Genomic DNA, 15373 nt, shown 5'->3' on the forward strand with positions numbered 1-15373 from the left:
TAGGAAGAGCTTCGATTTCCTAGCCTGGAAGCCCCTGGCCTTTGTGAATTGGAATGAACCGCACCGGCCCCGGCATGGTGGTCAGCATCTCTTCAAGAGTGCCGGCTTCGGGTTGGGCGATGCCATTTGCATCAGAAACTCCTAAGGCCGAACCGATGAGGGCATAGCGCGGGCCAAACATCTCCTTGAGGTGAGAGCCTGCGGGCCATCATGTTAAGAGGTCAGAGCCTAATTGCCATTCTGCCTTTCCTCGCTTCAGGTGGCTGTTATGAGCAAAAACCAGCACTTTTCCTCGACCACGTTCACGGGATACAATATACTCCAGATTAGCAGCTACTCCAGATTAGCAGCTACTCCAGATTAGCAGCCATCATCGCATCACGAAGTCCGAGCCCGCTGACAAGTCGGTAGCCTGGTTTGCCTGTGGTTCTGGCCATCACGGCATGGCAGTTCAGCAACTGCCGTGATACCGTTGCATAGTGTACGGCTTCCAGATAACGAAGTTTGTCGCTTTTTGCCACCAGTTCTGGACGGCGTACATGCAGTTCCGAAATGAGATTTTCCGTCTCAATCCGGAGAGCCGTTGCGGCTGGGGACAGACCTGTCGACTTCGTCGGGTCCATCATCGCAGCAGGATTCTCCCAATCGAAGTCCTGACCAAGAAGCTGGTCGATACATTTTCGATGCTCCTGACTGCTGGCGTTATCAATCGAGGCGAGGTAATCGAGAACAAAATACAGGACCCTGCGTGGACTATCGGTACCGGTCATTTCTGTCGGGCTATCGAAGCCATAAAACAGGAGTTTGACGAGATTGGAAGGATCAGCATGATATAGCCGCACCCACTCCACAAGTTCTCAATTTGCGTCGAGACTGACGAAGCCGTGACTGAATCCGGTGTCCTTCACGCCCTCATAAGATTTCGGGCTGTGACCGGCGACGTACTATTCACTATGTGTGCCCTGGGGAAACTGCTCTAGATTGTAAAGGCTCTGTAGCCATGCTACTCCACTCGGCGCTGGAAGAGCCTGTTGCGAAGTATTAGAATATTCTCACCGCCATGAAGGGCCTCTCCGAAGCCGAGCAGCTCCACCGAGTCGCCAAGTGAGGCGATGACCCTGTCGATGGAGGCGTTGAAAGTTTCGGATGAATTAACAGAAAAAGGAATAGCTTCGTGTAGAATCCATTCTCGAAGGCGCTATACTCCGAGTCAGAACTTCTCTGAAAAAATGAATTTTTTTCATATCCCCAAGAGCTCCTGGTAATTTAGACTAATCCATTTAGTAACTGCAAAACAGCATATCACATGATAAAAGGTGCTACCCTATGCGGAGTGAGCTAGTTTTTGGAGCAGTAAGCTTGTCGGCAAACTCTTACCGGGCTTATAGAAACAAAATGCCATGTGAAGAACTACAGGAAAAAATTTAACTTTTGCATCCTTTAAGGAACTATGCCTACTTTTACTGATGCTGCTACAAGCTCTGCTACTCAAATAATACCAGGAGAATTATTCCTTGCAATTCTCTTTATTTTGATTATCTGTTTTTTCTATTTATACTACAGAAAATACTACAGAAAAAAGAGAAAGTGATCTTGCTGAAATTTTCTTTTTGAAAATTCGGTGAAAAGTTTGAATTCTGACCCGTACAACATTATTCACTATACAGGGTCGTTCTTTCCACGCTCGACGCAGGAGAGCGGTCTTTTCCTAAAAGACAGAAGGGAAGAAAAAGAAAGAAGAGAAAGGAAAAGAAAAGAAGAAAAGAAAAGAAAAATCGACCTGTACCACTTTTAGGAACTAACAATTAAAATGATAGGAGAAACTGATCGCCTTCTGCTTCTTTTTCCTTTTGTGAAGGGCCGCCAGACAAGCTGGCGGAGGCGCTTATATTTATCTATGAATTTTAATGAGGTCCCCCAGGTCAAGATCTAAATTCGCCTGTTCCTTTTTTGCGCTGCAGAAGAGAAAAGTTCAGCCCTGCAAGGAGTAGAATCAACAAACAAAAGGTCCCAGTTTCAGATATCTGAATAATATCAACTGATTAATACAGGACCACCAAACAAACGAAAAACAATTAAATACAATTGTAGGATGTATTGGAAGATATTGATAGATTGATCAGTACCATTTGTTTATCTTGTAATAGTAGTATAGGAAACCGTGAGTAATTTTTTCATGTTCAGGAACTTGAATGTAAATTAAAATCTAAAATGGGGAACAATAAATGTCCAGTGATTTGTACCGGAATATAGTGATTGCAACTGATGGATCAGAAAATTCCCGGAGGGCTATCTCTTGCGGTATTGAAATTGCAAAGCTCAGCGGAGCTACCATCCACGTCCTTTACGTGGTGGATACATGCTCTACGATTTCTGAAAAATGGACTGCTTGCAAAGAAATAATCCGGGAAGTGATGATGAACGATGGAAAAAAAGTAATGTCTAAAGTTAAGAAGATTATAGAGGACTCGGGGGTGGAGGTTAAAGAGGTTCTCTTAGAGGGACATCCGGCTAATGAAATAATCAATTTTGCAGGAAATAACAAGATGGACCTGATAGTGATGGGAACCCTCGGAAAAACCGGATTTGAAAGACTCCTGATGGGAAGTGTTGCAGAAAAAGTGGTAAGATATTCAAAAGTCCCTGTGGTTGTTGTCCGGGATGGGAATCACGAGAACTCGAGGTGCTAAATTATACGCCAAGGTCTAAATTATATGCCAAAAATGTTTCTGTAGAAATTCCCCTAACTGAGTTTTTTCTTCTTTTTTGTAAAATTATTTTATAGATACGCGACACGGGTCAAGAGAAATAAGAGAATATTTCTAGTGCAGAGGTTTTCTTCATAGAATCCAGTTTTTTTAGTGTGAGGCTATGTTCAGCTATTGCTTATTTCTCAGCTTCCGGGGCCTGCTAAAAGTCTGCACAGCGCAGAGGAAGAAAACTGAAAATACCATTTCCGGAGAGGAAGATTATCGGATCATAACTTTTAAGGGCTGTAAGCCAGATTTATTTCAAAAAGCATTTTGAAAAACTTATTTGAGAAATTGAAGCATAAAAAAATATCCAAGGAGTGTTTGTTCTGGAACTTAGCTTTAAAGGCGGATGCAGGGAAGTCGGACGTTCGGGTTTGCTTGTCAATGAGGAAATTCTACTCGATTACGGTATAAAGGCCGGAGAAATCCCCGAATATCCCGGAAACGGCATGGAACCAAAAGCCGTACTTGTATCCCACGGGCATCTGGACCACTGCGGGGCTGTCCCTAACCTGATGTACATGAATCCCGAAGTTTTCATGACGCCGCCAACGGCAGAGTTTACCAACCTTCTTGGGAGGGATACTCTCAAGCTTGCAGAAACCACCCTTTCGGGTGTAGCCCCTTTTGACCCCAACGACCTTCAAAGAGTTAACCAGCTGACCCGGAGAAAAGATTACGGGGAGGCTTTCAAAACGCAAGGGTATAGTGTCTGTTTCTATAATGCAGGCCATATCCCGGGAGCCTCCGGAATTTACCTTGAATCCAAATCAGGAGAAAGTCTCCTTTATACGGGCGATTTCAGCATGAAGGAAACAAGACTTGTGCCGGGAGCAGAAAAGTTTCCCGAAGCTGATACGCTTGTGCTTGAAAGTACATACTTCGGAGAAGAACATGTCCCGAGAAAGGAAACCGAAAAACGGTTTATCGACTCTGTCCTTGAAACTCTGGAAAGGGGAGGAACTGCCCTTATCCCTGCTTTTGCAATAGGCAGGACGCAGGAGATCCTTATGCTGCTCGACGCCCACGGGATCACGGCTTATGTGGACGGCATGGGCAGAGATGTGTACAAACTCCTCCGAAAATATCCCGAGTATCTGAGAAATCCGGAACTTCTGGACAGGGCTTTCGACCGGGCTATTTCCGTAAAAGATAAACAGCGGGAGTCTGTCCTCAAAGAACCTTCGGTTATTGTCACTACAGCCGGAATGCTTAACGGCGGGCCTGTACTCTATTACCTTAGCCAGCTTTACAGGGACCCGAACTCGAAAGTCCTGCTCACCGGCTATCAGGTTGAAGGCACAAACGGCCGGTTGGCACTGAATCACGGCGTCATCGAGACCAGAGGGGATGTCCTTGCCCTCAAGCCCAAAATAGAGCAGTACGACTTTTCCGCACACAGCGGGGACAGCGAGCTTAAAAAACTTGTGAAGGATTTCTGCAAGAAAGGCACTGAAAGGGTCTTTGTAATGCATGGGGACAAAACCGAAGCTTTTGCACAGTGGATCTCTGAAGAAATCGGTGTGGAAGCTTATGCACCCGCAAATGGAGAGTCCTTCAGCTTTTAATCGGGAAAAAGGAAAGAGAGGACAGAAAAAGAGGAAAGAATGAGCGCAGGGAATGAGAGAAAAAAATGCAAAGGTTTTCCTGAAGCCTGCGAAATGCTTAAGCTCCGCAAGTTCCAATAATTCATGCATGATCCTCAATCCCGAATCCGATGTAATCGAGACACTTGCAAAGAGCATCCTTCTGGCTGCACGGACTGCCCCGAAAGCCAAAGGAGTAGATGATATAATAACTGCCCTTGTTGAAAAAGAAGATGTTGAAGTCCTTGCCTTAGCCATGGAAAAGCTGGCAGATGAAAAGGGAGAAGGCTTTGCTTTCCTCAAAAGAGATGCGAGAAACCTTAGAAATGCGGGAGCTGCTGTCCTTATAGGAGTAAAAGCCAGCGGGGCCGCAGGCTTAAACTGCGGAGCCTGCGGGTTTAAGACCTGTGCAAAAATGCTGGACCGGCAAAAGGTTGAAGCAGAATTTAAGGGTCCGAATTGCATGCTCAAGTATGCGGATCTGGGAATCGCTGTCGGAGCAGCTACCGCAAAAGCCAAAGACTTCTGCATTGACAACAGGGTCATGTATTCGATAGGTGCGGCAGCAAGGGCCTCCGGCCTTCTGGATGCAGATGTTGTTTTTGGAATTCCGCTGAGCGTTACCGGGAAGAATATCTTTTTTGACAGGAGATGAAGAATGTTTTTGCAGGAAACAAATTTTCAATTTTTTCTGCAATATTCAGTACAATCTGATATTACTATGCAGTTACTTAATCCTGCTTGATATCAATTTTTCTTGCGATTTCCCTCCCACTCATTACTTTTCTATCATTTCTCATTTAAATGTTAAATTTTTTGTAGAGATAATTCGCCGTTATCTGGAAGAGAAAGATGAAGATTACCAGCAGCAGGATATCCAGCATCGGGGGAAAAAGCGATTTACCGGTATATGCGTACCCTATCAGATCGTTTCCATAGGTAAGAGGGGATATCATTGCAATCTTCTGCCCGATTTGAGGCATAGAGGATATAGGGACAAAAACCCCGGAGATAAAGATCAGCAGTAGCCTGACTGTGTTGAGCATGGACATAACCTCTCCCACATTCTCAGTAGGATATGCAGCAAACAGTGTCCCAAGCGTAGCAAAACAGAACGCTGTGAGTATCATTGAAACCACAAGGACAGGGGCATGAACAATAGGTGTATTGAAGACGATGACACCGACTGCAAGTGGGAGGCATGCGATGCCGAGACTGTAGAGAAAACCGCTAAGGCTTTCACCCGATACAAGCGAATAAAGAGAAAATGGGGCTGAAAGCAGGCGTTCAAACGTTTTTACCCTCCTTTCGATGGGTATAGAGACAGATTCTATTGATGAAGATGAAAAAAAAGGGTTATTGAGATTAAACCCGGGATAAGGGTTCCAGGGGGGTACTCTTCCCGACGGCAAAGGCCAGGAACATAAAGAGCGGGAAGAAGATGCCGGAAACTATGATATTGGGCTTGAGGTAGTAGATTCGCATGTCCTTCCTGGCGATTGTCCATGCCGCAGATAGCTCACGGGACAGAAGTTTTGTCCACCCTTCATGATCAGTCGATAGCATGAATTCCATCACCTGCCCGCCGAAGGCCTGTCAACCATATGAACACATCCTCAAGGCTCGGGCCCAGAGTCATGATACTCACCACTTTCAGGTTGTGAGTATGGGCATAAGCCAGTACGGCATCGATAACTTCAGATGGATCTCCAGTATAGAGCTTAAACTTGTCACCAGCCTTTTGTACATCATTTACCCGGGGGAGGCGGCGCAGTTCTTCCAGCTTATCTGCAGAATTACAGTTAAATGACAGTTCTATAGACTGCACACTCTGAACTATAGACTGCACACTCTGAAGCGTCTTTTTCATGGATTCAGGGGAATCGATTGCAATGATATTGCCTTTATTGATTATTGCCACCCGATCACACATGATATTCGCCTCCTCTATATTGTGCGTTGTTAAAAAAACTGTGACCCCGTCACGGACAAGTACTGTGACCACATCCCGAATGATGAGGTTGCTCTGTACATCAAGTCCTGAGGTAGGTTCGTCCAGAAACAGCAGTCGAAGGCTGTTGACCAGCCCCATCGCAAGCGTAAGACGCCTTTTCATCTCCTTCGAAAAGCCGCGTACTTTATCATTACGTTGATCATATAAACCCAATACCGTAAGCAGTTCTGTGGCCTTTTTTTCTCTCTCCTTCCGGCCAACATGGTAAAGTTCAGCAGAGAATATTATGTTCTACCATGCAGTCAGGTCATCGTAAACATTGGAATTCTCGGATACAATGCCCATGGACTGCCTTGCGGCAATGGTTTCATGCTCAATGTCATGACCAAAAATGGTTGCTGTTCCGGATGTAGGCTTGGAGATCCCGGTTAAAATACGAATGGTAGTGGTCTTACCAGCACCGTTGGGACCCAAAAACCCAAAGGTTTCTCCTTCGCTGACTGAGAAATTAATATCATTGAGCGCGGTGAGAGCACCGAAATTTTTGACAAGATGAGATACTTCAATCGCTTGCATATATCTTGACTTTAGTACATTAATACATAATAATTCCAGATAAAATAACATGAGATATTAATTTAAGGTAATATCAGTAACAAGAATACTTATTTAGGGCTATAAAAGGATATAAAATACTTGTTTAAAGATATATGGCAATTTAAAGCACAAAAAATGGATAAAAAGCTGATATACAACTTCATTTTTTATGATTTAGAGAAAAGAGATAAAAGAACCTCAAGGAAAAAAGGAAACTAAAAGAAAAGAGTTAGAAGAAAGATAAAGGAAAGAAAAGAGCCTTAAACCAGGCCTCTCCTCCTTTCACTTCTGTATTCATCAAAAAGACTCTGAAGCTCGTCTTCTTTGGCTTTTTGCCGTCTTTTTTCAGCTTCTTTTTCCCATGCAGCAATTGAAGCCTTCAGAGACTCCGGTTCTGCCATTGCAAAATCTTCAGCTCTTTCAAGCTGGACCTCCCTTAAGACCGGCACATCACCCTTGAAGAAAGTCTCTTCTGCTGCATGTGAGATATCTTCAGGAATAAGGATAGCTCGGACCCTGGCTTCTACAAGGATCTGGGCGGTTGCTGCTCCGCCTCCGCTCGGTTTTTCCAGAAAAACGACGTCTCCTTCCTTAAGCCCGTACTTTTCTCTGGTTTCGGCAATGGATTCCTTTGTAAAGGCGGAAATAACCTTTACAGGAGTACCTTCGCCGCGGATTTCCATTTTCTGGATTTTACGCAGTTTGTTGCTCCTGCGCCTGAGTTCTTTTACGGTTTTGCTTTTATTGCTGAGTTCTTTTTTCAGACTCTCTATGGTGCTGTCCCTGATCCGGATCTCTTTTGATTTCCGGACTTCGCCATAAACTTCTTTTTTGAAGCCCCTCAACCTGGACTCAAGCATTGAGATTTTCCGGTCTTTTGCCAGAAGAGCCTGTTTCAATTCTTCCACATAATCCTGGAGGTTCTGAATCTGTTCTCCCTGCCTCTGGACAGTTTCTCTAATTTTCATGAGAGATTCGTCAATGACTCTTTCCTCCGGTTTTTCAGGAGCAGTCCGTACCCCCGGCTTTTCAGACGCTCTCGCTGCAGCCTTGACTTTTTCGATCGCAGCTTCGATCGAGTCTCCGCGGATTACGTGAAGCTTTATCAGCTCAAGGTCCGCATTATCCGGAGCTTTCTTTTCAATCCGCGTAAAGATATTCTTGTAGCTCCTGTAGGTGAGAAGGGCAGCAGTTAAGGCGTCCCTTTCGTGGTCATTGGAATAACCGAAGGGTTTTCCAAGCGCGATTTTTTCCTCGGCAGAAACCTCAATCCCTGGGCTCGCAGGGACTGCATTAAAACTCCTCCTGATTTTTTCAACCGAACCCGGCATTGGAGTTACATCGCTTGCGATCACTGCAGGTTTTCCGTATTCGGCAATAAGCTTGACAACTTCATCAGGAGCTATTCCCCTGAAGCTTTTCAAATAAAGGAGTTCTCCATCGAGAGAAAGGATGGCTATGCCTACGGTTGTTCCCGGATCTATTCCCACGATTGTAAATTTACGCCGGGGATTCTTCGGCTTCAGGGGGACATAACGGATTTTATCACGTTCGACACTTCTCACACTTACCTGCGCATCGTTGCTTGCCATAGAGTGTATTGGAATCTCTCCGCGCTTTGCATATACTGTAAATTCTGACCTCACATAGCCCCCGAACCCTTTCACGTTTACGACTTCGAATCTGATGCCTTTTTCCCGTGAAAGGTCTTTGAGGACATTTTCAATCTCCCTGCTCCTCTGAAGCACGGCTCCGTGTACTTTTCTTCTGTACCGGTTCTGGCTCCAGCCCCCCCGCCCGAGTGAACGGGCTCTGCTAACCTTAATTTTCGTAATGTCTTCAAAAAGAGAGACTTCGTGCCCTACTCCAAGGTCTGCAAGCCGGGCACAGGCTTCAGCTTCATCGTTGGGGTTTTCAGGGTTAAAGGAAAAACCATGTTTTTTCGCAATCCTGACCAGAGGTTCCGGGTGAAGCCCTCCGGTAACCTGGACAAGTTTAACCCCATCAGGCAGGCGCTCCATTATCGAGAGAAGCTCGTTTCTGTCAGCAGCCAGCTCAAAAATATTGTCCACAGCTATGATATCCGGCCTGTCCCGCTGTATCATATTCAGGACCTTCTGGCGGCGAAGCATGCTGTAATGGGTAACTTCTCCGTCCTTCAGGATAGCCAGAGCATAGCGAGGAAGTTCCTTTGCCCTTGGGGAACCCCGAGCGATATCAATTCCATAAATTATCCTGTTTTGCATGAGCACCTATATTTTATTTCTTGTTGAATATATATTTAACTGATTTCTACCTTTATTTTACAATATAAACATAATCTATAAGGTCCTGCCTTTTGTCCCAGCCGACCAAATTTGTCTAAGCTAGCTTTAATTTCTTTCATTTAACTTCAAATATCCTTGAATAACTTCATTTGTCTTAGCTCCTTCAATTAGCACCTTTTCCATCGATTAACTTTTTTCATTGAAGTGAGGTTTTGCCATTTTTCACATAATCCCTTTATTTCCGCTTATATTTAACAACGTAGTTTATTTTGTGAAAAATTTACCTAATAACAACTTAAAATCTATTTAATTCGTTATTTTTATCTATAATTAATATTGGAGTAATAAATAACTCATTAATTTGGAAATAAACTTCTTTTGAACTTTCAAAACATGATAAATATTTATATTTTTATGTAATTTATTGAAATAAGTTGCAATAAATTCTAATTTTTAAAGTAAATATAATATTATATCAGTTTTTGAGCTTAATTCGTATTCAAAGGCATTTTGAAGTATTATTTTAGAGGCTTTAAAAGGAATTTTTTGTCAAAATACGTGATTTTGACCCATTTTTTTTATTTTAAAGCATTTATATCAATTTTGGCAGAACCTCAAGTAAGTTAAAAAATAAGGCTTGAAAGTGAAGAGGAAAAGGGAAGTACGTTTACAATTATATAGCCAGTTCAAAACTAAAATCCGTTCGGCGGAACAACTTAATTTCCCGAATTAGTCAGACAATTCACCCCTTCACATATTAAGTGAAATCGATAAGACCCCAGGTGAAGGAAAATTATCAGTGTCTGAGATGAAGTAAAATTAATAATGTCTGAGATGAAGTGAAAATAATAATGTCCAGGATGAAGTGAAAATAATAATTTTCGGGATGAAGTGAAAATAATAAGGTCCGGGACGAAGTGAAAATAATAAGGTCTGAGGGACTATTCGGATAGAAAAACCTCAGGTGTCACATTTAAGCTTCTTCTGCAGTTTCTTCAACGCTTTTCTCTGCTGCACTTTTGATCTCTTCGAGAACTTCTTCAAGTTCTCTTTCAATATTATATTTTCGAGAGAAATGAGCCAGGACATTTGAGACATCCCTTTCGAGAATTTCATCAGCGTGAGGATGGTCTGGAGTGATATACTGGGGCCAGTCGATAAACTGGACACTATCTTCGGATACAAAGATGTTATATTCGCTTAAATCGGCATGGATGACACCCAACGAATAGGTAATCTTTACCTGCCTGAGAATCTCATCAAGATACCATTCAGGGTCCAGAAGTTTTGTTTTTGAGAGCAGATTGCCTTTTGCAAGCTCCATAATAATTGCATGCCTGTTCTGGTCCAGGGGTTTTGGGAGAGACACTCGCGGGTACAGTTGAGTCATGATCTCATATTCCCTCTGAGCCGCAAGCCGGGCAGCATAAATCCAGGAGAAATGCTCTCTTTCCCCGAGATGCTCACGTACTCTTTTTATCTGTTTGAAGCTGGTCCTGCCTTCCCTGTGGAACTTGATTATGACAGGATAAGGTTCCCCTATTGCAAGCTCAGGCTGCCGGATCGCTTCATAAATAACGGACTCCTTACCTACCCCGATTTCGTCCCCTATAGCGTTGATACTTTTTCTTTTCACAAAGGCATTGAGTGCGAGGGCATCGTAGCCCTCGAAATAAATCTGAAAACCCTCATAAGGCTGGGTGGTTCTGACCACAAGCTTGTCCTTGACAAGCCTCTTCAGCCTGTATTCCAGTTTATCGAAAGGCAATTTGGTGTATTTATTCAGTTCTTCTACCGGCACCCACTCAAAATGTTTCATCCCTGTCTCGATGCCTGTGAGTATCCTGAAATCCTTTGCATCAAGTTTCTTGAAAACCTTTAGCACTTCATCGATCATCCTATCCTTTTATACATATCACCTTCAATATTTAAATGATCGCCCGAATCTCGATGAGCTGACACACCGCGGTCTTGAATCTTTACCAGGACTTAACTCTTTTTCTGGCGTTAATCCGGCGTCGTTATTCTGTCTAATTATAGTATATCTAGGACAGAATATTAGCTAAATATAAATAGAGTGCCACAATTAAAATATTTAGTAAAAATAAAGAATTTCCTGAGCGAAATTTATTAAGAAATGACGTAAGTTTTCGGCAAAAGTAATCTCAAAGTAAATAATACCAGGGGAACAATTATGCGATTCTCTAATAAAATCTCTGGAATCAAATTTGCAGGATTATTAGTCATCGTTGTTTTAATATTTTGTACTCTTGAATATACTAGCTCGAACTCGGAAAAGAGCAATTCAAGCGGCAGTCTAGATGAAAAAATGAGAACTGCAAAACCTAATGAAAATATTACGTTTGTCACGGCTGGTTCAGAATTTTCGCCAATTATCACAGTTACAGGTAATCCTGAAATACAATGGGTATTTGGCGACGGTTCAACATCTAATTCTACGTCTCCGACTGTAAATTTTGGTTTAAGGAAGATAAGGGAAAACACTTTGGTAGTAACACCGTGGAGTGCAGTAACCAAGATCAATATAGGTTATGATGGGGCAGATGGGGGTGTAACTCCGGGCTCCGATACAATAGAGAATTTAGAACAACAGGATGTAATAGCTGTTACTGGTCTTGAGAATGTTGCACCGTATCTCCAGATATGGGCATCGAGTTATAATCCAATAACTTCGCTGGATTTTAGTAACTTTACGGCACTGCATACGATTGAGTGTTTTTATTGTACATCACTGAATACTATCAGACTCCGTAATGTTCCTTATCTGACCAGGCTTTGCCTCGAAAATTGCAACATTTCTGAGCTTGATCTTTCGGAAGCTCCTTCTCTGGCTGATCTTCGTGGAGCATCTCAAAATAATCAAACATACACAATAAATTGGGGCACTACCGGGGCTAATATATGGCATATATGTGTTCGAGATAACCCGCAGATGACCAGCCTCCTCCCGGTCAGTCAGTTTCCACTTATTGAAGATTTTTTTGTATGGAACGGGAATCAAAGCGGCACTCTGCACCTAACTTCAACAAATTTGAAAAGCGTTATATCCTTCAATAATCAATATACTGCAGCTAATTTATCTGGCTGTTTTCCTGCAGGTGGAGAATGCACTGTGAATCTTTATGATAATGACCTCACAAGTTTAGACATTTCCAATGACCCTGGTTTATTTTATTTAAATGTCAGTCGTAATTCACTAAATCAAACAGCAGTAGACGGGATACTCCAAACACTGGATTCTTACAAGACCAGTGGTGGGTACGTAGACTTAACCGAAAATGCTGCACCGTCAAGAACAGGAGTAGCACATGCAAGTAATTTAACTGCTAGGGAATGGAAAGTTCAAAGTTCGTAAAAAATACACCAGTTGCAAATTTAACAGGTATGCAAATTTAACAGGTATTATAGTAACCCATAGGGACCTAAAAAATCTCTTGTAATAGTGTATAAATGCTTTGTATTTAGGGAGTGAGAAAGTCACAAATGCCCCCATCCTGAAAAGTTATCACAATTTAATTTCCGGACAAACGGAAGACGAAAAGAAGTAATTAAGCGCCTCAAATTGGAGAAGACAGAAATGTCGATATGCTTGAAATGACAGACAATCGAGCTAGCTTTTCACTCCAGTGCAGAGTGTACTCTTATGTTATGTGCAAACCTGGAAAACCACAACTCTAATTGAGACTATTCCTTTTTTGAGAAAAAGAAGCCCTTATATCGAACGATCCTTTCCATACACATATACATAGAAGCTAAAGGGCCAAGGCTATCGCTTGAGATAAGGATGGATTTTGGACAGCCGGCGTGAAGAATTTGCCTTAGTCTCACCCATAGGATGACAAACTCTTCAGGCACAGGCTGGCCTGCTGAGGGTACAAAGCGAAATAGCTAAGGTCCATTTTTACACTGTCCCTAACTATTTTCGCAATCTATTGAGCACTTTTGTACTAAAATGATTATATGTTGTCTGAGTTATTTCGCAACGAGTCCCAAGTTTTTTTCAGTCCACACGTGCAATTCTTACAAGAGACTGAATCGGAACATTATATATTGTATCTACACCTTTTTTGTCGACCAGTACCGTTACAACTCTTGGTTTTGCATCCATTTCTTTCAGTTGCTCAATCACTTCCATACTGGTTGAACCGGTGGTAATAACATCATCCACGATAATGCAGTTTTTACCGGCAACGGATCCAAAATTTCTGCTTATGGTCCCTCTGTGGCCTGCGTGAACGATGCCCTGCCCTTTACGATGATAAATCGCAAAATCCGCATCCAGTTCATATGCCATCATGCTTGCCAGAGGTACACCATTGGCAGCAATACCAACAACCACGTCTACCTCGGCATTCACCTTTTCCATGGTCTCAAGCACCATGTCGCAGAGTGCAAGCGAGATATTGTGGAGACGTTTAGCACTTTTCCCTATACTGCTCCAATCTACAGAAATATCTTTCGGAGCAGGGGTTGCTTCTTCTTTTTTTGAACGTGTTAAAAGCCAGGTAACCGTTTCTCTTGAGATGTTGAGTTCATCGGCAATCTGGGCGCTAATAAGCCCGTTACTCTGCAGTTCTACAGCTTTCTCGATTAAATCTTCGATATCTTTCATATTTCTATTCCCACCTGAGATTTTATCCGGTTGTATTTCCGGAACCTCTAAATTAAGACCGTATTATAATATCAAGCGTTATATCTTTTTTTTCAGCTAAAGATTGATTCTTTTACAATTTCTTCTTTTAAGAGAAAAGTCGCAGATGGAAGCAAGCATCTCCTTTATCAAAAATTTTTCTGCAGTCCATACATTGCTTTTTCCAGATAATGATGTTCTTAATCTTTTTTATATGAATTCAGTTAAGATAGAAAAATTTAAAAAGTGTTGATTTTATGCCAAGATCTGACATTTAAGAGCCTATCCGAAAAGTGTTGTGACCTATGGTAACTTACCATTAGCAATATGCAAAACCGAAGAGGATGCCCTGCTATTATAGACCTGCTGTAACTTTTCGATCGCATTACCGACTTTTCGGATAGGCACTAAGTCTGAAAATCGCTAAAATGATGTTCGAAGTTATGCCTAGAATTCATTAACCGATGACAAAAGCGACATCAACTCGAGACCAATAGCCCATTCCAGCAGTTCACTATGGCGCACTTCAGGTCAAAACGTTGCTATTTTTGTAAAGTTTTGCAAGAAACAGATCTTTAGACCACATTTATATGTAACTACAGTACCTTTTAATGCTGATGCTTCTTTTTGGACATATTGGCGTCACGCTAGGGATAATTTTCGGAGTTGCATTTTTCATACCACAATTAAGAACCATTATAGATCCAACATATCTGGTTATTGGATCGCTCCTTCCAGACTTAATAGATAAACCTATAGGAATGGTTATCTTTTCTTCTGCCATTGCAAACGGACGGATAATAGCTCATACATTGTTATTTTCTTTTACTCTCTTTCTGACAGGTTTATACTTATATGATAAAAGAGGGGATATCAAAGTCCTTACCCTTGCAATAGGTTCCATTTTACACCTTATGGAAGATCAGATGTGGGCATCGCCTCGAACTTTATTTTGGCCTCTCCTAGGATGGCGTTTCCGCAAAAATCCGCACCAAACTGGACTAAAATACTTATTAAAGCTGTTTAAAAGGTCTTTTAGAGAGTTATAAAACAACCGATACTTATCATTTGTCACATATTAAATAATATTTTAGAGACTGTGTATTATTTTCTGGTTTTTTGACGATCCCAGAAGATATTAAAAAATATCATAATTTGTGAAAAATAAATATTGCTGCTAAAAACATTATTGGTGGTATTAAGCTTATTGAGGCGGTTGTATAGTCTAATGTTATTGTTTTCATTCGGTGTTTCTTTAATAAATATAAAAAAGTAGCTAATAAAGTAAATAAGGACCGTTGGTGCTAAGATTATTGCTTTGTCTATTGTTGCATTTGTTGTTTTTTGTGAGATTGACACATTTTTCATTATACTTAATTGCTGTTTATATATTTTGTGTTTGTTTGTAAATACAATAACACTATCGATGAAAAGCAGCCAGATAGACAAGTTGATGAACCCGTCCCCCATCAAAATATTACAAAATCTTTTTAAGATACCATAATCCTGGTATTTTGAGGAAAATATAGAGAATTTGCTATAAATTCAAAGTTAAGTTTTCGTAT

At 41.9% G+C, this 15373-nt stretch carries 10 protein-coding genes and 1 pseudogene; 5 read left to right on the top strand and 6 right to left on the bottom strand.

What is annotated here, in order from left to right; all coding sequences use genetic code 11:
• Positions 1 to 350 precede the first annotated feature (350 nt).
• A complete protein-coding gene (locus MA_RS28675) occupies positions 351 to 851 on the bottom strand; it encodes an erythromycin esterase family protein (RefSeq protein ID WP_345939334.1) in 501 nt (166 codons plus the stop codon).
• Positions 852 to 2225: 1374 nt separating this feature from the next.
• Between MA_RS28675 and MA_RS13060 the strand changes: the two genes are divergently transcribed.
• From MA_RS13060 to MA_RS13070, 3 genes are all read left to right on the top strand, one after another.
• Entirely contained in the window at positions 2226 to 2690 is a 465-nt protein-coding gene (locus MA_RS13060; RefSeq protein ID WP_011022482.1) for a universal stress protein, read from the top strand.
• 380 nt (positions 2691 to 3070) lie between these two features.
• Complete coding sequence (locus tag MA_RS13065) at positions 3071 to 4321, top strand: MBL fold metallo-hydrolase (protein WP_011022483.1); 1251 nt, start codon at positions 3071 to 3073, stop codon at positions 4319 to 4321.
• 127 nt (positions 4322 to 4448) lie between these two features.
• Positions 4449 to 4994, top strand: coding sequence for a ferredoxin domain-containing protein (locus MA_RS13070; RefSeq protein WP_011022484.1), 546 nt, complete (start codon positions 4449 to 4451; stop codon positions 4992 to 4994).
• Between the two features lie 145 nt (positions 4995 to 5139).
• Here the strand turns inward: MA_RS13070 and MA_RS13075 are convergent, their stop codons facing one another.
• The 4 genes and pseudogenes from MA_RS13075 to MA_RS13090 all read right to left on the bottom strand — a co-directional run bounded on the left by MA_RS13075 (position 5140) and on the right by MA_RS13090 (position 11054).
• Positions 5140 to 5751, bottom strand: a complete 612-nt coding sequence (locus tag MA_RS13075) for an ABC transporter permease (protein ID WP_226990591.1) — start codon at positions 5749 to 5751, stop codon at positions 5140 to 5142.
• A gap of 140 nt (positions 5752 to 5891) precedes the next feature.
• A pseudogene (locus MA_RS29195) lies at positions 5892 to 6920 on the bottom strand (ATP-binding cassette domain-containing protein).
• Between the two features lie 230 nt (positions 6921 to 7150).
• Complete coding sequence (locus MA_RS13085) at positions 7151 to 9142, bottom strand: DUF460 domain-containing protein (RefSeq protein ID WP_011022485.1); 1992 nt, start codon at positions 9140 to 9142, stop codon at positions 7151 to 7153.
• Positions 9143 to 10130: 988 nt separating this feature from the next.
• The gene (locus MA_RS13090) at positions 10131 to 11054 is read right to left on the bottom strand and encodes a serine/threonine-protein kinase RIO2 (RefSeq protein WP_011022486.1); all 924 of its coding nucleotides are present in this window, start codon (positions 11052 to 11054) and stop codon (positions 10131 to 10133) included.
• 297 nt (positions 11055 to 11351) lie between these two features.
• Between MA_RS13090 and MA_RS13095 the strand changes: the two genes are divergently transcribed.
• Entirely contained in the window at positions 11352 to 12533 is a 1182-nt protein-coding gene (locus MA_RS13095) for a hypothetical protein (RefSeq protein ID WP_011022487.1), read from the top strand.
• Between the two features lie 645 nt (positions 12534 to 13178).
• Here MA_RS13095 and MA_RS13100 read toward each other — a convergent pair.
• A complete protein-coding gene (locus tag MA_RS13100; protein WP_011022488.1) occupies positions 13179 to 13790 on the bottom strand; it encodes an orotate phosphoribosyltransferase-like protein in 612 nt (203 codons plus the stop codon).
• 635 nt (positions 13791 to 14425) lie between these two features.
• Between MA_RS13100 and MA_RS13105 the strand changes: the two genes are divergently transcribed.
• Complete coding sequence (locus tag MA_RS13105; RefSeq protein WP_083755995.1) at positions 14426 to 14857, top strand: metal-dependent hydrolase; 432 nt, start codon at positions 14426 to 14428, stop codon at positions 14855 to 14857.
• Positions 14858 to 15373 lie beyond the last annotated feature (516 nt).

The organism is Methanosarcina acetivorans C2A, from assembly GCF_000007345.1.
Taxonomy (GTDB): Archaea; Halobacteriota; Methanosarcinia; order Methanosarcinales; family Methanosarcinaceae; genus Methanosarcina; species Methanosarcina acetivorans.

What these genes read in the sequence shown, in the direction of transcription:
- MA_RS13060 (WP_011022482.1), top strand. Translation starts at nt 2,226, where the DNA reads ATGTCCAGTGATTTGTACCGGAATATAGTGATTGCAACTGATGGATCA.
- MA_RS13070 (WP_011022484.1), top strand. Translation starts at nt 4,449, where the DNA reads ATGATCCTCAATCCCGAATCCGATGTAATCGAGACACTTGCAAAGAGC.
- MA_RS13090 (WP_011022486.1), bottom strand. Translation starts at nt 11,054, where the DNA reads ATGATCGATGAAGTGCTAAAGGTTTTCAAGAAACTTGATGCAAAGGAT.
- MA_RS13095 (WP_011022487.1), top strand. Translation starts at nt 11,352, where the DNA reads ATGCGATTCTCTAATAAAATCTCTGGAATCAAATTTGCAGGATTATTA.
- MA_RS13100 (WP_011022488.1), bottom strand. Translation starts at nt 13,790, where the DNA reads ATGAAAGATATCGAAGATTTAATCGAGAAAGCTGTAGAACTGCAGAGT.
- MA_RS13105 (WP_083755995.1), top strand. Translation starts at nt 14,426, where the DNA reads ATGCTTCTTTTTGGACATATTGGCGTCACGCTAGGGATAATTTTCGGA.